Source organism: Enterobacter cloacae complex sp. IR5402 (assembly GCF_049238125.1).
In the GTDB taxonomy this organism is placed as follows: domain Bacteria; phylum Pseudomonadota; class Gammaproteobacteria; order Enterobacterales; family Enterobacteriaceae; genus Enterobacter; species Enterobacter hormaechei_C.
On record NZ_JBMKHO010000002.1, the window covers coordinates 328,190 to 348,179 of the forward strand.

The 19,990-nt window shown below is 55.7% G+C and carries 18 protein-coding genes; 7 read left to right on the top strand and 11 right to left on the bottom strand.

The genetic code is table 11. The features are described 5' to 3' along the window. Positions 1 to 10 precede the first annotated feature (10 nt). The 4 genes from mepS to ACOTXL_RS04825 form a co-directional block, all read right to left on the bottom strand. Complete coding sequence (gene mepS / locus ACOTXL_RS04810) at positions 11 to 580, bottom strand: bifunctional murein DD-endopeptidase/murein LD-carboxypeptidase (protein WP_003859364.1); 570 nt, start codon at positions 578 to 580, stop codon at positions 11 to 13. 415 nt (positions 581 to 995) lie between these two features. Beyond that, positions 996 to 1,709, bottom strand: coding sequence for a phosphatase PAP2 family protein (locus ACOTXL_RS04815; protein WP_003859363.1), 714 nt, complete (start codon positions 1,707 to 1,709; stop codon positions 996 to 998). 33 nt (positions 1,710 to 1,742) lie between these two features. After that, positions 1,743 to 2,729: a CobW family GTP-binding protein gene (locus tag ACOTXL_RS04820; RefSeq protein ID WP_003859361.1), complete on the bottom strand. Its 987-nt coding sequence runs from the start codon at positions 2,727 to 2,729 to the stop codon at positions 1,743 to 1,745. 123 nt (positions 2,730 to 2,852) lie between these two features. After that, a complete protein-coding gene (locus ACOTXL_RS04825) occupies positions 2,853 to 4,319 on the bottom strand; it encodes a mannitol dehydrogenase family protein (RefSeq protein WP_045350241.1) in 1,467 nt (488 codons plus the stop codon). 205 nt (positions 4,320 to 4,524) lie between these two features. Between ACOTXL_RS04825 and uxuA the strand changes: the two genes are divergently transcribed. Next, entirely contained in the window at positions 4,525 to 5,715 is a 1,191-nt protein-coding gene (gene uxuA / locus ACOTXL_RS04830; protein WP_003859357.1) for a mannonate dehydratase, read from the top strand. A gap of 116 nt (positions 5,716 to 5,831) precedes the next feature. Here uxuA and yeiP read toward each other — a convergent pair whose 3' ends face one another. Then, positions 5,832 to 6,404, bottom strand: a complete 573-nt coding sequence (gene yeiP / locus ACOTXL_RS04835; RefSeq protein ID WP_003859355.1) for an elongation factor P-like protein YeiP — start codon at positions 6,402 to 6,404, stop codon at positions 5,832 to 5,834. Positions 6,405 to 6,568: 164 nt separating this feature from the next. Between yeiP and ACOTXL_RS04840 the strand changes: the two genes are divergently transcribed. Beyond that, positions 6,569 to 6,823, top strand: a complete 255-nt coding sequence (locus ACOTXL_RS04840; protein ID WP_003859353.1) for a YkgJ family cysteine cluster protein — start codon at positions 6,569 to 6,571, stop codon at positions 6,821 to 6,823. Here the strand turns inward: ACOTXL_RS04840 and setB are convergent. Together setB and ACOTXL_RS04850 are read right to left on the bottom strand one after the other, a co-directional pair. Beyond that, positions 6,820 to 8,001, bottom strand: a complete 1,182-nt coding sequence (gene setB / locus ACOTXL_RS04845) for a sugar efflux transporter SetB (protein ID WP_032609703.1) — start codon at positions 7,999 to 8,001, stop codon at positions 6,820 to 6,822. The two genes, ACOTXL_RS04840 and setB, sit on opposite strands and share 4 nt — an antisense overlap. 103 nt (positions 8,002 to 8,104) lie before the next feature. Then, entirely contained in the window at positions 8,105 to 8,284 is a 180-nt protein-coding gene (locus ACOTXL_RS04850; RefSeq protein WP_136129487.1) for a hypothetical protein, read from the bottom strand. Positions 8,285 to 8,359: 75 nt separating this feature from the next. On the opposite strand from ACOTXL_RS04850, the gene fruB reads away from it, so the two are divergent. Genes fruB through fruA form a run of 3 tightly spaced genes read left to right on the top strand, consistent with a single transcriptional unit; the run spans position 8,360 to position 12,130 of the window. After that, on the top strand, positions 8,360 to 9,490 hold the full coding sequence (fruB, locus tag ACOTXL_RS04855) for a fused PTS fructose transporter subunit IIA/HPr protein (RefSeq protein ID WP_003859349.1): 1,131 nt from the start codon (positions 8,360 to 8,362) through the stop codon (positions 9,488 to 9,490). Beyond that, positions 9,490 to 10,428: a 1-phosphofructokinase gene (fruK, locus tag ACOTXL_RS04860; protein ID WP_006811313.1), complete on the top strand. Its 939-nt coding sequence runs from the start codon at positions 9,490 to 9,492 to the stop codon at positions 10,426 to 10,428. The genes fruB and fruK overlap by 1 nt, the downstream gene beginning before the upstream one ends. Before the next feature lie 16 nt (positions 10,429 to 10,444). Next, entirely contained in the window at positions 10,445 to 12,130 is a 1,686-nt protein-coding gene (gene fruA, locus ACOTXL_RS04865; RefSeq protein ID WP_023314547.1) for a PTS fructose transporter subunit IIBC, read from the top strand. Positions 12,131 to 12,176: 46 nt separating this feature from the next. On the opposite strand, the gene nfo is transcribed toward fruA, so the two are convergent. Both nfo and ACOTXL_RS04875 read right to left on the bottom strand, forming a co-directional pair. Further along, a complete protein-coding gene (nfo, locus tag ACOTXL_RS04870) occupies positions 12,177 to 13,034 on the bottom strand; it encodes a deoxyribonuclease IV (RefSeq protein ID WP_003859342.1) in 858 nt (285 codons plus the stop codon). A 64-nt stretch (positions 13,035 to 13,098) separates the two neighbouring features. Then, on the bottom strand, positions 13,099 to 14,145 hold the full coding sequence (locus ACOTXL_RS04875; protein WP_003859339.1) for a YeiH family protein: 1,047 nt from the start codon (positions 14,143 to 14,145) through the stop codon (positions 13,099 to 13,101). A gap of 97 nt (positions 14,146 to 14,242) precedes the next feature. Between ACOTXL_RS04875 and yieE the strand changes: the two genes are divergently transcribed. Continuing rightward, positions 14,243 to 15,109, top strand: a complete 867-nt coding sequence (gene yieE / locus ACOTXL_RS04880) for a DNA-binding transcriptional regulator YeiE (RefSeq protein WP_003859337.1) — start codon at positions 14,243 to 14,245, stop codon at positions 15,107 to 15,109. 170 nt (positions 15,110 to 15,279) lie between these two features. Then, positions 15,280 to 16,746, top strand: coding sequence for an amino acid permease (locus tag ACOTXL_RS04885; RefSeq protein ID WP_045350242.1), 1,467 nt, complete (start codon positions 15,280 to 15,282; stop codon positions 16,744 to 16,746). Between the two features lie 56 nt (positions 16,747 to 16,802). On the opposite strand, the gene ACOTXL_RS04890 is transcribed toward ACOTXL_RS04885, so the two are convergent. Both ACOTXL_RS04890 and fghA read right to left on the bottom strand, forming a co-directional pair. Further along, positions 16,803 to 18,788 carry a ligand-gated channel protein gene (locus ACOTXL_RS04890; protein WP_045350243.1) on the bottom strand — a complete coding sequence of 662 codons (1,986 nt, stop codon included), beginning with the start codon at positions 18,786 to 18,788 and terminating at the stop codon, positions 16,803 to 16,805. A 267-nt stretch (positions 18,789 to 19,055) separates the two neighbouring features. After that, positions 19,056 to 19,883 (bottom strand): S-formylglutathione hydrolase, encoded by an 828-nt coding sequence (gene fghA, locus ACOTXL_RS04895; RefSeq protein ID WP_023314544.1) that lies wholly within the window; start codon positions 19,881 to 19,883, stop codon positions 19,056 to 19,058. Positions 19,884 to 19,990: the final 107 nt, after the last annotated feature.

The window sequence follows — 19,990 nt, forward strand, 5'->3', positions numbered from 1 at the left end:
GACAACAATATTAACTACGGCTCAGAACGCGGCGAGCTTCGTTGTAGCGTTTCTTCCAGTAAGGTTCGTTCATGCTGGAAATCGTCACACCACTGCTGGTGGAAGCATGGACAAACTGATCGTTACCGATATAGATGCCAACGTGTCGACCGGTTGAACCTGCTCTGAACAGGACTAAATCGCCCGTGCGTAGTTTAGTGCGCGAAATGGATTTGCCCATCTCCTGCTGTTCATAGGTAGAACGCGGAAGATCTAACCCAAACTGCTCACGGAACGTACGCTGTACGAAAGCGGAACAATCGATGCCTTTCTTGGTGCTGCCGCCCAGACGGTAACGCACGCCTTTCCAGTCAGCATACTGATCCATAATACGCGACTTAACGTCGAGATTACGTACCATATTTTCAAATTCATCCTGAGAGGCTTGCAGTGAAGAGGAATCTTCCATTCCCACAACACGCGTCTCAGGATGCATATTCTTCGCGGTATTCGTCGTACTACATGCCGAAAGCAGAACCGCCACTGCAATCGCCGGGATCCCCCGCAAGATATATCTCAAGATTGGTTGAGATTTGACCATTTTGTTTGTTTTCCCTTGAAGTCCTTAACGAAAATATCGTTATAAAAATGCCAACCGTGACGAGACTAATTATCTGTTCACAATGAGACAATTCTTTATGGTGAAAACTGTGGCTCAACGCACAAAATTATTCACCATGATAATAATTATCTCAGTGGGGCAAAACGAGTTTGAGGTTAACCGATTGCACGGGGTATTGCGAGCAAAAAAGTCCGATTTTTTATAAGAAAATGTGATACACAAAGTTACAGCGCGGAATTGCTCAAAATGCCGCCATTCATACAGATAATCCCTGCAATTGCTTCATTTTTATCACGAATTGTATGACAGGATGATGACAGCGTTGAATGACGCCCGAAAGAAGAGACTCAGGGACCGAAAACGATCCCTGATGAATGGTGTTAATTTGCGTTATTTATTTGTTTCTGACTTGTTTAAATTTACCGGGAAGATAGCGATCAAAAATACCTATTACGCGATCGCTCAGTGGGGTCATCAGCACCCACGGTAAACCAATTAACACCGCTGTGAGGGAGCCTACGGCGATATCTGTCAGCCAGTGAGCACCAATCATCACCCGCGGGAATGCAAATACCACCACAATAACCAGGGCGATGGCGAAGGCTTTTTTACCAAAATAGCGCAGCATGAAGCCTGCAAAAATCAGCAGCATCATACCGTGGTCGCCCGGGAAACTGTCCTTCGAGGCATCTTTGGTTGGAATATGAAGCAGCTCGCTGACGCGGTTAATATTCGGGAAAAAGAGCGACGGACTGGCGCGTTTAACCGGCATCAGATGCTGCGCCAGCTGGTTGATAATCACGGCCGTCAGCAGCATCACCAGGCCGATAATCAGAATACGGCGACGACCCGTTTTGTCTTCCTTCAGCCAGAAGGAGAGCATCAGACAGCCCATTGCCAGCAGCGAACAGCCGTCAAACGCGCGGTTGTTGGTGATCGCCACCAGCCACAGGAAGGCTTCACTCTTCGCCAGCGCCTGGTTAAAGAAGTGGAACAGCCCGGAATCCAGCGGGAACCAGAAACCGTGATCCGCCGGGATATACCAGGAGAAAAAGAGCGCCAGACCGGCAGCGTTGAGCAATAAAATAGCAGGAAGTCGAGTCGTCATAGTCTTCAGCAATGTGTGAAATCAGGGGCAACGTTAGCCGCCCAAACTTAAACGAAGCTTCAACAGGCTTGACTGGAGAGCATTCCAGTCGGTATTAACCGCACTAATTAACTCTATCCGGCTGTCGGGTGGCGCGACATTCTGGGTTTCAATAAAGAAATCCTCGCCCTGACGGTTAATGCGCACCAGACCATCCGGAGTGCGCATGATCCCTTTTACCCGCTCAACCGGCGCCAGTCTCGCCCATTCCAGTATACCAATGGTGTCGAAAACCGTATCGGCATCGAAGATCCACCCGCAGGCCTGGTGCCCCTGACCGCTGTTCAAATTTCGACGCCAGCGCTGATGTTCCGGCAGGCTCAGTGCAGCCAGGCCTTGCTTCGCGCCGTGGCTATGCGAATGCTCTGCGCTGGCAGGCAGTTGCGTCTGGTTGAGGCGGGGAAGATCGAGCAGGGCGCCATCAATGTTGCCCTGGGTGGTCTGCACGTATTGACGTCCACCGCCAGCCTGCTGCCACCAGGACTCGAACGCGGCCTGACTCTCAGCCGTCGCGCGATCGGATTTATTCGCCACGATAATATCTGCCGAGGCGAGCTGGTCGCGGAAATTGTCGTTGTTGATCGTTTTTTCATCCAGCAGCTGGCGGGGGTCGAGCAGGCAAAGCGTCGCACGCAGCTCAAGCCACGGCTCGTAGACCGGGGCGGTCAGTAAATCAAGGATTTGCTTAGGATGACCCAGCCCGGTAGGCTCAATCAGCAACCGGTCCGGCTTGCCCTGACGCAGCAGCGTATTCAGCCCGACCTGCATCGGCAGACCATTCACGCAGCACATACACCCGCCCGGGATCTCTTTCACCATCGCGCCGCTGTCGGCGAGCAACGCGCCGTCGATGCCGACTTCGCCAAATTCGTTGACCAGCACGGCCCACTTTTCCGCCGGATCTTTATTGGCCAGCAAATGCAGAATGGACGTAGTTTTACCGCTGCCGAGAAAACCGGTGATCAGGTTGGTTTTGGTCACGTGCGCTCCGATAAATAATTGTGATGTAGTAACAACTACCTATCATCCTGACGAAAAAATCGGGCATTGAGAAGAGGGAGGGCGAACGGAGCGTAAAACCGTTCGCCTTAAACGCAATAATCGCTAAATTTTTAACGTTTCGATAACGGCCTGGTGCGCGCCGAGCCGGACGAGGCGCTGGTACGCGCCGGTAATTGCCTCGACAAAGACAGGGTTTTGCGGCAGGTTGTCGCCAAAGATTTCATTTAACGTCAGCAGGGCGCTAACGCGTTCTGCGTCGCTGCTGGTGGCGACAATGGCCTGAAACTTGTCGCTCAGCGGATCGCGGACGTCAATGGCGTTGCCCTGTTCGTCCGTACCGCTGACGTAGCGCATCCAGCCCGCCACCCCCAGCGCCAGTAATGGCCAGGCGGTGTTACGCTCAAGATGCATGCGGATCCCATCCAGCATGCGCTGAGGCAGCTTCTGGCTGCCGTCCATGGCGATTTGCCATGTACGATGCTGTAGGGCCGGATTGGCGAAGCGGTCAAGCAGGCTGTCAGCATAGGCTGTCAGATCAACGTTGGTGATGCGCAGCGTAGGGGCCTGCTCATTCAGCATCAGCCTGCGGGCAGCCTCGCGGAAGCTGTCGTCCTGCATACATTCATTTATGTGCGCGTAGCCGGCAAGGTAGCCCAGATACGCCAGGAAGGAGTGGCTGCCGTTCAGCATCCGCAGCTTCATCTGCTCCCAGGGCAGGACATCCTCAACCATCTGTACGCCTGCAACCTCCCATTCCGGACGCCCGGCGACAAAGTTATCTTCCACTACCCACTGAATGAACGGTTCACAGCTGATGGCGCAGGGATCTTCAACGCCAAGTTCCTGGGTGATTTCCGCGAGTGAGGCGTCGGTGGCGGCGGGCACGATTCGGTCGACCATGGTACCAGGGAAGCTCACGTGCGCCTCGATCCATGCGGCCAGCTCTGCGGAACGCTTTCCGGCCATGCCGAGAACGGCATTTTTCACCACGTGGCCGTTGTCGGGAATATTGTCGCAGGAGAGCACGGTAAACGCCGGCAGGCCACGCTCGCGGCGGCGATGAAGCGCTTCGACCAGAATACCCGGTGCGGAATGTGGTTCAGACGGATGCTCGAGATCGTGCAGGATACGGCTGTTCTGCATATCCAGTTTTCCCGTCGCCGGATCGATGCAGTAGCCTTTTTCGGTAATGGTGAGGGAGACAATTGCCACCTGCGGTTCGCAGAATTTCTCAATAATGGCTGCCAGCGAGTCGAGTTTGGCGTTAAGGCACTCTTTTACCGCACCGATAATAATGGGCTGATTGCCTTCGGCACCTTTCTCCAGCACGGTAAACAGATGATCCTGCGCCCGGAGCTGGCCCATAAGGACATCGCCGCTAAAGAGGCTAATCTCACAAATTCCCCAGTCGCCTCCTCTGGCATTCAGTACCCGGTTTGTTAACAACGCCTGATGCGCCCGGTGGAACGCGCCAAAACCGAAATGGACGATGCGGGAGCGTAACTGCTCGCGATCGTAGCGGGGCTGCTGGACATGAGCAGGAAGCGCGGTGGAGGCAATAGTCTTCATGTAGTACACACCTGATTAACCATTAATTAACAATGCCAGTGTAAAGTTATATGACAACAAATTAAATTGGTAAGCCGTAAATATCCCTGTTATGTGAGTTTGATCAATCAATGTCACGCGCTGTATTGACCACTTCGATTAAACATGTATGGTAGTCGTCATTGAGGTAACACATATTGGTATAACAACTTGAGAGGGTGGGGCAATGGAACAAACCTGGCGTTGGTACGGGCCGAACGATCCGGTTTCTCTTGATGATGTGCGTCAGGCTGGCGCAACGGGTGTGGTCACGGCGCTGCATCATATTCCGAACGGTCAGGTGTGGCCGGTGGAGGAAATCCAAAAGCGTCAGGCTCAACTGGCAGAGAAGGGGTTAACCTGGTCTGTTGTGGAAAGTATTCCGGTTCACGAAGATATCAAAACCCACTCCGGTGAGTGTGATACCTGGATTGCGAATTATCAGCAGAGCATTCGTAACCTGGCAGCCTGCGGTATTGATACCGTCTGCTACAACTTTATGCCGATTCTGGACTGGACGCGTACCGACCTGGAATATGTAATGGCCGATGGTTCGAAGGCGCTGCGTTTCGATCAAATCGCTTTTGCGGCTTTCGAGCTGCACATTCTGAAGCGTCCGGGTGCGGAAGCAGACTACACCGCCGAAGAGCAGCAGCAGGCGCTGGCGTGGTTCAATGCCGCCAGTGAAGCGGACATTGAGAAGCTGGTTCGCAATATCATCGCGGGCCTGCCGGGGGCGGAAGAGGGCTATACCCTCGATCAGTTCCGCGCGCGCCTGGCGGAATATGGCGATATCGATAAAAACCAGCTGCGTGAAAACATGGCGCACTTCCTGCGCGCTATCGTGCCGGTGGCAGAAGAAGTCGGCTTGCGGCTGGCGGTTCATCCGGACGATCCACCGCGTCCTATCCTCGGCCTGCCGCGTATTGTGTCTACGATTGAAGATATGCAGTGGCTGAAAGAGACGGTGGATAGCATCTACAACGGCTTTACCATGTGTACGGGCTCGTATGGGGTGCGGGCGGATAACGATCTGGTGCGGATGATCGAAACCTTCGGCGATCGCATTCATTTCACCCACCTGCGTGCAACCTGCCGTGAAGAGAATCCAAAAACCTTCCACGAAGCAGCCCATCTTGGCGGCGACGTGAACATGGTTGCGGTGGTGGATGCCATTCTCTCTGAAGAGGTTCGTCGTAAGCAGGCGGGAGATGTTCGTCCTATCCCGTTCCGTCCGGATCACGGGCACCAGATGCTGGACGATCTGCGCAAGAAAACGAATCCAGGGTATTCGGCGATTGGCCGTCTGAAAGGGATGGCGGAAGTGCGCGGTATAGAGCTGGCGCTGAAAATGACGAAGTATCCTGAACTTCTTTAAGTCTCATTGCCCGGTGGCGCTACGCTTACCGGGCCTACGAAAAACCGGCTCTGAGGCCGGTTTTTGTGTTTTTGTAGGCCGGGTAAGGCGTAGCCGCCACCCGGCAAATGCCACAATCAGTCAGCACGACCCATATAGCGTTTTTCTTCGATATGGATACGGATTTTCTCGCCCGCCGACAGGTACTCTGGCACCTGTACGACCAGACCGGTAGTCAGGGTAGCCGGTTTGTTACGCGCACTTGCAGACGCGCCTTTGATGCCCGGTGCCGTTTCAACGATTTCCAGATCAACTGTCTGCGGCAGCTCCAGCGCCAGCAGCACGCCATCCCAGGTCAGCACCTGCATGTCCGGCATTCCACCTTCAGGAATAAACAGCAGCTCTTCTTCGATCTGATCTTTGGTGAAGATATACGGGGTGTAATCTTCTTTATCCATGAACACGTATTCGTTGCCGTCAATGTAGGAAAAATCAACGTAGCGACGGGTCAGGGTTACGGTATCGACGATATCGTCGCCTTTAAAACGTTCTTCCACTTTCAGGCCGGTGCGGACATCGGAGAAACGCATTTTGTACAGCGTTGCTGCGCCACGGGCGCTGGGTGCCTGAATGTCGATATCTTTCACAATCAGCAGTTTGCCGTTGTAATTCAGTACCATACCTTTCTTAATTTCGTTCGCTCTTGGCATTGCAGTAATCCTGTTTACGGGAGGTAAAAAATATCGCGCCAAATTACTCGCGCGCGGCCTTTCAGGCAAGCGGAATTCGTGGGTTTTGCTATCAATACATAAAAGGTGTTACTGTGCGCGCAATGCCCGACTGCGCGGGCATCTGCCACCAAAAGAGAGCATGTATGGATTGTCGTTCCGACTGTGGCGCGTGCTGTACCGCACCGTCCATCTCAAGCCCCATTCCAGGCATGCCGGAGGGCAAGCCTGCCAATACCCGCTGCGTTCAGCTCTCTGACACTAACCTGTGCATGATCTTTGGCTCGCCCCTGCGCCCGAAGGTGTGCTCCGGGCTCCAGCCAACCGCCGAAATGTGCGGCAGTACGCGGCAGCAGGCCATCACTTATCTGCTTGAGCTGGAAGCGCTCACCGCGCCTTAAACGTCTTTGATCCGCGTCAGGCAGCTCAGCGTCATGACGCACATCACCAGCGCAATCCAGAACACCGTATGATAGTTCCAGATTTCAGCCACAACGCCCGCCAGTGAGCCTGCAATAATCCAGCCCACGCGGGTGGTATTCGTATAAAGGGTGGTGGCAGAGCCTGCCTGACCCGGCATCAGGTCCTGAAAGTAGAGCATGCCGATACCGGCCAGAATACCGATGTAAATGGCGTTCAGCAGCTGTAAAGCCAGAAGCAGGGCTGGCGTATGAACCGTCAGCATACCGACATAAAACAGCAGCCCGGCTACGGCGGCGACGCGCATCAAAAAGCGCTTGCCGAAGCGCTTCGCGTAATAGCCCGCAATCAGCATGGTGGGGATCTCAAGCCCCGCGGCGGTTCCCATCATGATCCCGGCCAGCTTCTCCGGCAGATGCAGCTCATCAATAATAAACAGCGGCATATTAATGATATAGAGGCTGTTCGTTCCCCACATCAGCGTACAGATAATGAATAACAGCAGCGCGTCGCGGCGGTTGCGTCGCGGAGCTTCCAGCGTACCAGTCGCCACTTTCGGCTCTTTACGCATGGAGGGCAGGAAGAACCAGACCATCGCGCCGCATACCACGAAGGCCACGGCTGCGCTGAGGTACATCACCGTAAAGCCAAAACCCATCGCCAGCGCGTAGGCAAGCGGGGGGCCAATCACCCACGCCAGCGACACCTGCGCGCGCAGTATCGAGCTGAACATCACCGCTTCCCGCCCGGTGTGGTCGGCATGCTCGCGGGCAAGGGCGAACATCTGCGGGTTGGCGGTCGAGCCGAAGCTGCTCAGGAAGACGCCCACGAACAGCAGAATGAAGTAGTTACGGTTCCAGGCAAACAGCAGGCAGGCAAATACCCCGAGCAGGCAGCAAAAAACGATCAGGCTTTTGCGATCGCCTTTGCGGTCTGAACGACCGGCAAGAAACTGGCTGACAAAAATGCCAATGATGGCGCTCCCGGTAAAGAAGAAGCCAACCATCGCCGGGCGGGCGTGGACTTCGTTGGTCAGAAAGAGGCTCAGCGTAGGCGTTTGTAACGCACCGGCAATACCGGTGAGGAAAGCAACGATCAAAAACGCCGTTGACGTCAAATCAAAGGGCTTTGGTGAGGCGGCAGCGGGGGTGTTATGCATGTTCAGTCTTTGCGAGTAACAGAGAGAGGCGGAGTTTACGCCGCCCGTCATTAAATAAACAGAGGGTAAAGTCAAGATTGCTACAAAAAATCAAAATGGCATTTCACTTTCGCGCCGCCTCGCTGAAGCGTGCTGAACCTGTTTGCTGAACATCAACAAAATCCCCTGAACTGAAGAAGAAATGTGCTGCACTTCTAAATTCTGCAACAAGAAATGTAACTTTTCTTGCAACCTTTTGTAGAAAAGACAAGACTTCTTGAAACGTTTCAGCGCTATCTTGCATGTCCTGAAGAAGCAGGTTAGCGCCTATTTTCTCAGTTAAGCTGAAACGATTCAATTTCAGCAGGAGAGGAGAATCATGTTCCAGTTATCTGTTCAGGATATTCACCCGGGCGAACAGGCCGGGAATAAAGAAGAGGCTATTCGCCAGGTCGCCGCTGCGCTCGTGCAGGCTGGCAACGTGGCTGACGGCTACGTCAACGGCATGCTGGCGCGTGAACAGCAGACCTCCACCTTCCTCGGTAACGGTATTGCAATTCCGCACGGCACCACGGACACCCGCGATCAGGTGCTGAAAACCGGTGTGCAGGTCTTCCAGTTCCCGCAGGGCGTGCTGTGGGGCGAGGGTCAGGTGGCTTATGTGGCGATCGGCATCGCGGCCAGCGGTGACGAACACCTGGGCCTGCTGCGTCAGCTGACGCACGTGCTGAGTGATGATGCCGTCGCGGAACAGCTTAAATCCGCCACCACTGCTGAAGAACTGCGTGCCCTACTGATGGGCGAAAAACAGAGCGAAGCGCTGAAGCTGGATAATGAAACCCTGACGCTGGACGTCGTTGCGTCCGATCTGGTAACGCTCCAGGCGCTGAATGCGGCTCGCCTGAAAGAGGTCGGTGCGGCGGATACCGCTTTTGTGACGCGCGCAATCAATGATAAGCCATTAAACCTGGGGCAGGGCATCTGGCTGAACGACAGCGCTGAAGGTAACCTGCGCAGCGCTATCGCGGTCAGCCGTGCTGCGGTTGCCTTTGAGACCGACGGCGAACGCGCCGCGATGCTGGTAACGGTTGCCATGACTGACGATCAGCCGGTTTCCGTGCTGAAGCGTCTGGGCGATCTGCTGCTGAACAATAAAGCTGAAAAACTGCTGAACGCAGACGCGGCGACGGTGCTGGCTCTGCTGACCAGCGACGATGCGCTGACGGATGACCTGCTGAGCGCAGAGTACGTGGTGCGTAACGAACATGGCCTGCATGCCCGTCCGGGCACCATGCTGGTGAATACCATTAAACAATTTGAAAGTGAGATCACCGTGACCAATCTGGACGGTTCGGGTAAACCAGCCAACGGGCGTAGCCTGATGAAAGTTGTCGCGCTGGGCGTGAAGAAAGGCCATCGTCTGCGCTTTACCGCGCAGGGTGCGGATGCTGAACAGGCGCTGAAAGCGATTGGCGACGCCATCGCGGCTGGTCTGGGGGAGGGCGCATAATGAGCAGACGTGTTGCGACCATTACGCTGAACCCGGCTTACGATCTGGTGGGGTTCTGCCCGGAAATTGAGCGTGGCGAAGTTAACCTGGTGCGGACGACCGGCCTGCATGCCGCAGGGAAAGGCATTAACGTGGCGAAAGTGCTGAAAGATCTCGGCATCGACGTCACCGTTGGCGGCTTCCTCGGTAAAGACAACCAGGACGGTTTTCAGCAGCTGTTCAGCGAGTTGGGCATCGCCAACCGTTTTCAGGTTGTGCAGGGCCGTACCCGCATTAACGTTAAGCTGACCGAGAAAGACGGTGAAGTGACCGATCTGAACTTCTCCGGCTTCGAAGTGACCCCGGCTGACTGGGAGCGCTTTGTTGCCGATTCCCTGAGCTGGCTGGGCCAGTTTGACATGGTGTGCGTCAGCGGCAGTCTGCCCTCCGGCGTCAGCCCGGAAGCGTTCACCGACTGGATGACGCGCCTGCGCAGCCAGTGCCCGTGCATTATTTTCGACAGCAGCCGCGACGCGCTGGTCGCCGGTCTGAAAGCCTCTCCGTGGCTGGTTAAGCCTAATCGCCGCGAACTGGAGATCTGGGCGGGCCGTAAGCTGCCAGAATTAAAGGATGTGATTGACGCTGCCCATGCGCTGCGCGAGCAGGGTATCGCTCACGTGGTGATTTCGCTGGGTGCAGAAGGTGCCCTGTGGGTTAACGCCTCCGGGGAATGGATTGCCAAACCGCCTTCAATGGAGGTGGTCAGCACCGTGGGTGCCGGGGATTCGATGGTTGGCGGTCTGATCTACGGTCTGCTGATGCGCGAATCCAGTGAACATACCTTACGTCTTGCTACCGCCGTTGCGGCCCTGGCCGTGAGCCAGAGCAATGTCGGTATTACCGATCGTACCCAGTTAGCCGCGATGATGGCGCGCGTTGACTTAAAACCTTTTAACTAACAGCAGGAGAGGAATAATGAAAACGCTGCTGATCATTGACTCCGGTCTCGGACAGGCTCGTGCCTATATGGCGAAGACCCTGCTGGGCGCGGCGGCACAAAAAGCGCACCTGGATATCATTGATAACCCGGGTGATGCTGAAATGGCGATTGTTCTGGGCGACAAAATCCCCGCTGACAGCGCCCTGAACGGCAAAAAAGTGTGGCTGGGTGATATTAATCGCGCGGTGGCACATCCTGAACTGTTTCTGAGCGAAGCAAAAGGTCATGCGACGGTTTACAGCGCACCTGTTGAGGCGGCGCCGGTTGCCGCCGTTGGGCCGAAACGCATTGTTGCGGTAACGGCCTGCCCGACAGGTGTGGCGCACACCTTTATGGCGGCTGAAGCCATTGAAACCGAAGCGAAAAAACGTGGCTGGTGGGTGAAGGTTGAAACTCGCGGCTCTGTTGGCGCGGGCAATGCCATCACGCCTGAAGAGGTGGCGGAAGCCGATCTGGTGATTGTGGCGGCGGATATCGAAGTGGATCTGGCGAAGTTTGCCGGCAAGCCGATGTACCGTACCTCTACCGGCCTGGCGCTGAAGAAGACCGCGCAGGAGTTTGATAAGGCGCTGGCAGAAGCCAAACCGTATCAGGCAACCGGTGCGGCTAAAACTGCGACTGAAGGGAAAAAAGAGTCTGCGGGTGCGTATCGTCACCTGCTGACCGGCGTGTCCTACATGCTGCCGATGGTGGTGGCGGGCGGCCTGTGTATTGCGCTCTCCTTCGCCTTTGGTATCGAGGCGTTTAAAGAGCCGGGCACGCTGGCGGCCGCGTTGATGCAGATTGGCGGCGGCTCCGCGTTTGCGCTGATGGTGCCAGTGCTGGCGGGCTTTATCGCCTTCTCCATTGCTGACCGTCCGGGTCTGACGCCGGGTCTTATCGGCGGTATGCTGGCCGTGAGCACCGGTTCTGGCTTTATCGGCGGTATCATTGCCGGTTTCCTCGCCGGTTATGTGGCGAAGCTGATCAGCTCGAAGCTGAAGCTGCCGCAGAGCATGGAAGCGCTGAAGCCTATCCTGATCATCCCGCTGATTTCCAGCCTGGTGGTCGGTCTGGCGATGATTTACCTGATCGGTAAGCCGGTCGCGGGCATTCTGGAAGGTCTGACCCACTGGCTGCAAACCATGGGGACGGCGAACGCGGTGCTGCTGGGCGCAATCCTCGGCGGTATGATGTGTACCGACATGGGTGGTCCGGTGAACAAAGCGGCATATGCGTTTGGCGTTGGCCTGCTGAGTACCCAGACCTACGCGCCGATGGCGGCGATCATGGCGGCAGGTATGGTGCCACCGCTGGCGCTTGGCCTGGCGACGATCATTGCCCGTCGTAAGTTCGATAAAACGCAGCAGGAAGGCGGTAAAGCTGCGCTGGTGCTGGGCCTGTGCTTCATCACCGAAGGCGCAATTCCGTTTGCGGCGCGCGATCCAATGCGTGTTCTGCCGTGCTGTATCGTGGGTGGTGCGGTGACGGGGGCTATCTCCATGGCCGTAGGTGCGAAACTGATGGCGCCGCACGGCGGTCTGTTTGTCCTGCTGATCCCTGGCGCCATCACGCCGGTGCTGGGTTATCTGCTGGCGATTGTTGCCGGTACGCTGGTGGCGGGCCTCTCTTACGCGGTGCTGAAACGTCCGGAAGCGGAAGTTGTGGCGAAAGCAGCGTAAGCGGTAAGCAATAAAAAAGCCGGGTGCTAATGCAACCCGGCTTTTTTTATGCCGCCTGTTCAGCGGTTTGCTGTGCCTTCAGCCAGGCAATCTCTTCTGCCCAGATGTCCGGATTGATGGTTTCCAGCACCATCGGAATACCGTCGAAGCGAGCGTCCTGCATGATAAAGCGGAACGCATCGTGGCCGATGTTGCCTTCGCCCAGGCTGTGATGGCGGTCAACGCGACTACCAAAGGCGCTTTTCGCATCGTTTAAGTGCATACCGCGAAGATATTTAAAACCAACAATACGCTCGAACTCCTCGAAGGTATTTTTTGTGGCCTCAGTTGTGCGCAGGTCATAACCGGCCGCAAACGCGTGGCAGGTATCAATGCACACGCCCACGCGGGATTTGTCTTCCACGCCGTCGATGATCGCCGCCAGATGCTCAAACTTAAAGCCGAGGTTGCTGCCCTGACCGGCGGTATTCTCAATCACTGCCGTCACGCCCTGGGTTTTATCCAGCGTCATGTTAATTGACTCGGCGATGCGCGCCAGACAGGCGTCTTCGTCGATTTGCATCAGATGGCTGCCGGGATGGAAATTCAGCAGCGTTAGCCCCAGTTGCTCACAGCGCTGAACCTCATCCAGGAACGCTTCGCGGGATTTTTCCAGCGCCTCGGCAACCGGGTGACCGAGGTTAATGAGGTAGCTGTCATGGGGAAGGATCTGGCCAGGCCCGTAGCCGTATTTCTCGCAGGCGGCTTTAAAGTCATCAATCACTTCCGCGGTGAGGGGAGCTGCGCGCCACTGGCGCTGGTTTTTGGTGAACAGGGCGAAAGCGGTCGCCTCGATTTCGGCGGCGCGAATGGCGGCATTCGCAAGGCCACCAGCAGCGCTGACGTGCGCTCCAACATATTTCATAAAAAGACTCCTGTTAACCCGAAATGCCTATGATAACGGGTTAACAGGAGAAGGACGAGATGGTTTATGCCAACAGGCTGTGTACCGCAAGGTTAATCGCACCGCCGCCAACTATCAGCCAGATGAACAGCACCAGCGCCATCAGCAGCGGTTTCGCCCCAGCTTTTTTCAGCGCGCTGACGTGCGTGGTGATGCCCAGCGCCGCCATTGCCATCGCCAGCAGGACCGTATCCAGCGTGACCAGCATATCCACCATCGCTTTTGGCAGCAGGTGGAAAGAGTTGAAGACAGCGACCACGATGAACAGGATCGCAAACCACGGAATGGTGATTTTGCTTTTCTCGCTGCCGCCTGCCGGAGCAAGCTGTTTAACCCGCGCCGCGAGGAAAATCAGGAACGGGGCCAGCATCATCACGCGCAGCATTTTGGCGATGACCGCCGCGTTTTCCGCTTCCGGGTTAATGGCGTGACCTGCCGCCACCACCTGCGCCACTTCGTGCATGGTTGAGCCGATATAAATGCCGTAGGTTTCCGGACTAAACCAGTGCGCCACCAGCGGATACATGGCCGGATACAGGAAGATCGCCAGCGTACCGAAGATAACTACCGTCGCGACGGCAACCGTGACTTTACTGGCTTCGGCTTTAACGACGGGTTCTGTTGCCAGTACCGCCGCCGCGCCGCAGATGCTGCTACCCGCACCGATCAGCCAGCTGGTCTGTTTGTCCAGCCCAAAGATCTTCTGGCCGATAAAGCACGCCAGTAAAAAGGTGCTCGAAAGGGTCAGGACGTCAATGGCAATCCCGCTGACACCCACATCCGCAATCTGCGAAAAGGTGAGACGGAAGCCATAAAGGATGATCCCGAGACGTAATAAATGCTGCTTGGCGAAAATCACGCCGCCGTCGCAGGATTTCCAGATGTGCGGGTAAACGGTGTTCCCGACCACCATGCCGAGCAGAATGGCCAGCGTCAGGGCGCTGAACCCTGCACCGGCAACCGCCGGTATACTGCCGCCCCATAAGGCCACGCCGGTAACCACGGCGCTGAGCGCGAGACCCGGCACGAAGTGCCACACTGTACGATGATGTTGTAAGGTGATTTCTGACATAACCTTCTCCTTTGTCTGGCTAAAGGTTACGGCGCTCTGGCTTAAAAATAAAATTGATTATATATTTATAATCAATCTTTATAAGTGGTAAGCAACCATGCACATTACATTGCGTCAGCTGGAAGTTTTTGCCGAGGTGCTGAAAAGCGGCTCGACAACCCAGGCGTCACAAATGCTGGCGCTCTCGCAGTCCGCCGTTAGCGCGGCCTTGACCGATCTTGAAGGGCAACTGGGCGTCCAGCTTTTCGATAGGGTAGGGAAGCGGCTGGTGGTGAACGAACATGGCCGCCTGCTGTATCCGCGTGCCCTGGCTTTACTGGAGCAGGCGACGGAGATCGAACAGCTGTTCCGCGAGGACAACGGCGCTATTCGCGTCTACGCCAGCAGCACGATCGGTAACTACATCCTGCCGGAAGTGATTGCCCGCTACCGCCGGGATTTTCCGACCCTGCCGCTGGAGATGAGCGTCGGCAACAGCCAGGACGTGATCAACGCGGTGATTGATTTCCGCGTGGACATCGGGCTTATCGAAGGGCCGTGCCACAACGTGGATATCATTGCGGAGCCCTGGCTGGAGGATGAGCTGGTGGTGTTTGCCTCCCCGGCCTCTTCTTTACTCCAGGGCGAGGTCACGCTGGAGCGGCTGGCGCAAGCGCAGTGGATCCTGCGAGAGCAGGGCTCCGGCACGCGTGAGATTGTCGATTATCTGCTGCTGTCCCATCTACCGCAGTTCCAGTTAGGGATGGAATTAGGTAACTCCGAGGCCATTAAGCATGCCGTACGCCATGGTCTGGGCATTAGCTGTCTTTCCCGACGGGTGATTGCCGAACAGCTGGAAACCGGCTCACTGGTTGAGATCCCCGTTCCGCTGCCGAAGCTGGTGCGCACGCTGTGGTGCATCCATCATCGTCAGAAACACCTTTCCAGCTCGCTCCAGCGTTTTCTGCGCTACTGCGAGATGTAAAAGCGCACCTCACCCTGGCCCTCTCCCCAAAGGGGAGAGGGAAAAATTATGCTTTACTTATAATCCTGGCCGAGTCATGAAGCTCTCTTATAACTGAGTATTTCTGCCGGAAGCAACGCAGATCGTCTGCTACAATCGCGCCTCATTTATTGAATGGACAGCATTTTCACATGGTTTCAGAAACTAAAACCACACAAGCGCCCGCGCTACGTCGCGCACTTAAGGCGCGTCACCTGACGATGATCGCCATTGGCGGCTCCATCGGTACGGGTCTTTTCGTTGCCTCTGGCGCAACAATTTCGGCAGCCGGCCCGGGTGGGGCATTATTCTCTTATATCCTGATTGGCCTGATGGTCTACTTCCTGATGACCAGCCTGGGCGAACTGGCGGCATACATGCCGGTGTCTGGTTCGTTTTCGACCTACGGACAAAAATACGTTGAGGAAGGCTTCGGCTTCGCGCTGGGCTGGAACTACTGGTACAACTGGGCGGTGACCATCGCCGTTGACCTCGTCGCGGCACAGCTGGTGATGACCTGGTGGTTCCCGGACACGCCCGGCTGGATCTGGAGCGCCCTGTTCCTGGCGGTCATCTTCCTGCTGAACTACATCTCCGTGCGCGGTTTCGGCGAAGCGGAATACTGGTTCTCTTTGATTAAAGTGGCAACCGTCATCATCTTTATCGTCGTCGGTGTGGCGATGATCGTTGGTATTTTCAAAGGGGGTGAACCGGCGGGCTGGAGTAACTGGACAATAGGCGATGCGCCGTTTGCCGGGGGCTTCTCGGCGATGATTGGCGTGGCGATGATTGTCGGCTTCTCCTTCCAGGGTACCGAGTTGATTGGCATTGCGGCCGGTGAATCCGAAAACCCGGAGAAGAATATTCCGCGCGCGGTGCGTCAGGTGTTCTGGCGTATCCTGCTGTTCTATGTGTTCGCGATCCTGATTATCAGCCTGATCATTCCGTATACCGACCCAAGCCTGCTGCGTAACGACGTAAAAGACATCAGCGTCAGCCCGTTCACGCTGGTCTTCCAGCACGCGGGTCTGCTCTCAGCGGCGGCGGTGATGAACGCGGTGATCCTGACGGCGGTACTGTCTGCGGGTAACTCCGGGATGTACGCCTCCACCCGCATGCTCTACACCCTGGCCTGCGACGGTAAAGCACCGCGTATTTTCTCGAAACTGTCTCGCGGTGGCGTGCCACGCAACGCGCTGTATGCGACCACGGTGATTGCGGGTCTCTGTTTCCTGACCTCCATGTTCGGCAACCAGACGGTCTACCTGTGGCTGCTGAACACCTCTGGTATGACGGGCTTCATTGCCTGGCTGGGCATTGCCATCAGCCACTACCGTTTCCGTCGCGGGTACGTCAAGCAGGGGCATGATCTGAATAACCTGCCGTACCGGTCAGGATTCTTCCCGCTGGGGCCGATCTTCGCCTTCGTTCTGTGCCTGATTATTACCCTGGGTCAGAACTATGAGGCCTTCCTTGCGGACACCATTGACTGGGGCGCCGTCACGGCCACCTATATTGGCATTCCGCTGTTCCTGATCATCTGGTTTGGCTACAAACTGACGAAAGGAACACGCTTCGTTCGCTACAGTGAAATGGATTTCCCGGAACGATTTAAATAATAACCGCACTTCCTCTCTTTTAGCCCGCTCAGTTGAGCGGGCTTTTTTATGGCAGATCAGAAGCTGTAGGTCATGCCAACGGTATAGCGGCGGCCATCCAGCACGGTGTCATACGTATCGTAATCAATCTGCTTATCGAGCACGTTATACACACCGGCAGTAACCAGCAGGTTTTTGTTGGCGTTGTAGCGCATACCGACATCAACCTGAGTGTAGGACGGCGTACCCTGGGACATTGACGTGCGGCTCAGGTACTCAGACGTTTTACCGCGCAGGTTCAGACGGCTCCAGAACCCGACGTCTGGCGTCGCCTGCCAGTCCAGGGTGGTGTTGAACATGTGTTTCGGCATTTTGTTCAGCGGCTTGCCGGAGAACTGGCCGCTCTTCTGCTCGGACTCTGTATAGGTGTAGTTTGCAGTCCAGTTCACATCACGCGTGATCTTCCACCCGAAGGAGGACTCCACACCGCGCATGTTGGCTTTGTCCACGTTGACGCGATCGCTGACGAAATCATAGCTGTGACCGCCAATCGTACAGGCGGGATCGGCGCTGCTGTTACAGCGGCGAACTTCCGTAATTTTGTCCTTGAAGTCGGTATTAAACAGCGTTACGCCGGCATTCAGGTTATCGTTGTTATCCCAGAGCAGGGCGAGCTCTTCGCTCAGGCTCTTCTCTGGTTTCAGATCCGGGTTGCCGACGATGATACCGTCAAGACGGCCGCCACCTGTCACCTGGCCCCAGCTGGCAGACGACTGACGCAGATCCGGCGCACGATAGCCAGCAGAAACCCCGCCTTTCAACGTCCACTGATCGGCCAGGTGCCATACGCCGTAACCGCGCGGCGTCCAGTTAGTACCGTAGTTTTGGTCTTTGTCCATACGCAGGCCGCCGGTCAACGTAAAGCTTTCCGTCATTGACCATTCATCTTCGGCAAACAGGGCCCAGCTCCAGCGCGTCAGTTTGTTCAGGCCGTCAGCAGCTTTCAGCTGATTACCGTTGTCGCGCAGTTTCTCATAGCGATACTGCCCGCCGAGGGTCAACGTATGATCGCCGAGGAAAATCTGGTTCTGGTTGTTGAAGGTGGTGTTATAGGAGCGCATTTCGCGACCTGGATTATTGGTCTCTTCCTGCTGGATATAGCTGGTGGTATTGAAGTCTTCGTAATAACCACTGTGGGTTAACGAGTAGGTCGTGTGCTCATAGCGCGAGTCGCTTTTGGTATTTGGCGTACAGGTTGTTCCCCGGCAGGTTTCAGCCGCTTTCGACATCCCCGGGGTGCTGTTTCTGTCCTGAAGTTCGCGAGCAAAGTCGAGGTCGAAATCGTTCTTCTCGTCCGGCGTGAAGTTCAGCGTAATGCCACCGTTACGCATTTTCTGCTCGTTATAGCCGTTCACGATTTTATCTTCTGCGCGGCGTGACAACAGCCCCGTCACCTTTGCGCCCAGAAGTCCGTCGATCAGGGGACCAGAGGCGTAGGCGTTGGTCTGGAAGATATCGCCGGAATCATGATTTTCCTGGAAGGTTGCATCGCCATGCAACGAACCGGTCCAGGCTTTGGTGTTCGAGACTTTTTTGGTAATGACGTTAATGACGCCACCCATCGCATCGGAGCCGTAAAGCGAGGACATCGGGCCGCGGATGACCTCGATGCGCTCAATGGACTCCAGCGGCGGCAGCCAGCCTTGTTCAATACCCGAGTTGTCGCTGTTGGGGCGGGTGCTTCGCGTACTGACGCGTTTGCCGTTCACCAGGAACAGGGTGTACTGAGAGGCCATGCCGCGAATACTGATATCACTGCTGCTCCCGCCGCCAGTGACGACAACACCCGGGACATCTCTCAGGGCATCGGTAACATCACGGTAGGCTTTATCTTCAATCTGCTGTTTTGAAATCACAGAGATGGAGGCGGGGGCATTCTGGATCTTTTGTTCAAAACCCGTTGCAGTGACGACAACGGTGTCCTGATCGGCTGCGTGAACGAAGGGGGAACATGTGGCAGCGCCAATGGCGACGGCCAGGAGCTTAATGCGTGGTATTGTCATTTGTACATTCCGTATAAAAATGAAAAAACTCCATCGGGATAACCCTGAGAACTGTATGTTTTTGTCTTGTAAGAACTCTTTGAGATGGAGAAGAGCCTGGAATTGTACAAAAGAATGTAGAATTGTAAACACAAATGATAATTGAAATCATTTGTGTTTGAGTGATGACGACGGAAAACAGGCTGGATTCAAGCGGATAGAAGTATGTAAAGAGGGGGAGGGGAAAGACCCGGCAGGCAGGAGGCGCTACCGGGTAAAAGGCGGAACTTACCTGAACAGATGCTCCGCATGGAAGCGGAGATGATCCTCAATAAAGGACGCCATGAAGTAATAGCTGTGGTCGTATCCCGGTTGAATGCGCAGCGTTAGCGGCCAGTCCTTCTGGCGCGCGGCTTCCGCCAGCACCGCAGGCTGTAACTGCCCGGCGAGGAACTGATCGGCATCACCCTGATCCACCAGCATCGGGATAGCGTCTTCTGACTGGCTCGCCAGCATCAGCGCGCAGCTATCCCATTCCTGCCATTTCTCTAGATCTTCACCCAGATAGTGCCTAAAGGCTTTTTGCCCCCACGGCACCTGCGTTGGGTTCACAATCGGCGCAAATGCGGACACGCTGGTGTATTTCCCCGGATTTTTTAGCGCCATTATCAGCGCCCCGTGGCCACCCATCGAATGTCCGCTTATCGCGCAGCGCTCGCTGACCGCGAACTGAGAGTGCACCAGGGCAGGCAGTTCATCGCGAATGTAGTCATACATGCGGTAATGGCGCGCCCACGGTTGTTCCGTGGCGTTGAGATAGAAGCCGGCGCCTTTACCCAAATCGTATCCGGCATCGTCGGCCACGTCCTCGCCACGCGGGCTGGTATCTGGCATCACCAGCGCAATGCCCAGTTCGGCGGCAATACGCTGGGCGCCCGCTTTGGTGGTGAAGTTTTCGTCGTTGCAGGTCAGGCCTGAAAGCCAGTACAGCACCGGTGGGTTGTCCGCAGGGGGCAGGAAAATGCTGAACGTCATAGCACAATTCAGCGTGGTGGAGTCGTGCCGCCAGCGCTGCTGTCGACCTTCAAAACAACGATGCTCTTCGAGCAGTTCCATGCAGGGCTCCTTATACGAAAGACTATTCATAAAACGCATAATACAGAGTTTTCATTGACCTGTGAGCAACTTTCACTTTCGCAGGACGGCGAGATGTTGCATCATAA

Bases quoted from the DNA above. Each gene is read 5' to 3' on its own strand.
- mepS (WP_003859364.1), bottom strand. From the start codon at position 580: ATGGTCAAATCTCAACCAATCTTGAGATATATCTTGCGGGGGATCCCG.
- ACOTXL_RS04815 (WP_003859363.1), bottom strand. From the start codon at position 1,709: ATGACGACTCGACTTCCTGCTATTTTATTGCTCAACGCTGCCGGTCTG.
- ACOTXL_RS04825 (WP_045350241.1), bottom strand. From the start codon at position 4,319: ATGAAGACTATTGCCTCCACCGCGCTTCCTGCTCATGTCCAGCAGCCC.
- uxuA (WP_003859357.1), top strand. From the start codon at position 4,525: ATGGAACAAACCTGGCGTTGGTACGGGCCGAACGATCCGGTTTCTCTT.
- yeiP (WP_003859355.1), bottom strand. From the start codon at position 6,404: ATGCCAAGAGCGAACGAAATTAAGAAAGGTATGGTACTGAATTACAAC.
- ACOTXL_RS04840 (WP_003859353.1), top strand. From the start codon at position 6,569: ATGGATTGTCGTTCCGACTGTGGCGCGTGCTGTACCGCACCGTCCATC.
- setB (WP_032609703.1), bottom strand. From the start codon at position 8,001: ATGCATAACACCCCCGCTGCCGCCTCACCAAAGCCCTTTGATTTGACG.
- ACOTXL_RS04850 (WP_136129487.1), bottom strand. From the start codon at position 8,284: ATGCAAGATAGCGCTGAAACGTTTCAAGAAGTCTTGTCTTTTCTACAA.
- fruB (WP_003859349.1), top strand. From the start codon at position 8,360: ATGTTCCAGTTATCTGTTCAGGATATTCACCCGGGCGAACAGGCCGGG.
- fruK (WP_006811313.1), top strand. From the start codon at position 9,490: ATGAGCAGACGTGTTGCGACCATTACGCTGAACCCGGCTTACGATCTG.
- fruA (WP_023314547.1), top strand. From the start codon at position 10,445: ATGAAAACGCTGCTGATCATTGACTCCGGTCTCGGACAGGCTCGTGCC.
- nfo (WP_003859342.1), bottom strand. From the start codon at position 13,034: ATGAAATATGTTGGAGCGCACGTCAGCGCTGCTGGTGGCCTTGCGAAT.
- ACOTXL_RS04875 (WP_003859339.1), bottom strand. From the start codon at position 14,145: ATGTCAGAAATCACCTTACAACATCATCGTACAGTGTGGCACTTCGTG.
- yieE (WP_003859337.1), top strand. From the start codon at position 14,243: ATGCACATTACATTGCGTCAGCTGGAAGTTTTTGCCGAGGTGCTGAAA.
- ACOTXL_RS04885 (WP_045350242.1), top strand. From the start codon at position 15,280: ATGGTTTCAGAAACTAAAACCACACAAGCGCCCGCGCTACGTCGCGCA.
- ACOTXL_RS04890 (WP_045350243.1), bottom strand. From the start codon at position 18,788: ATGACAATACCACGCATTAAGCTCCTGGCCGTCGCCATTGGCGCTGCC.
- fghA (WP_023314544.1), bottom strand. From the start codon at position 19,883: ATGGAACTGCTCGAAGAGCATCGTTGTTTTGAAGGTCGACAGCAGCGC.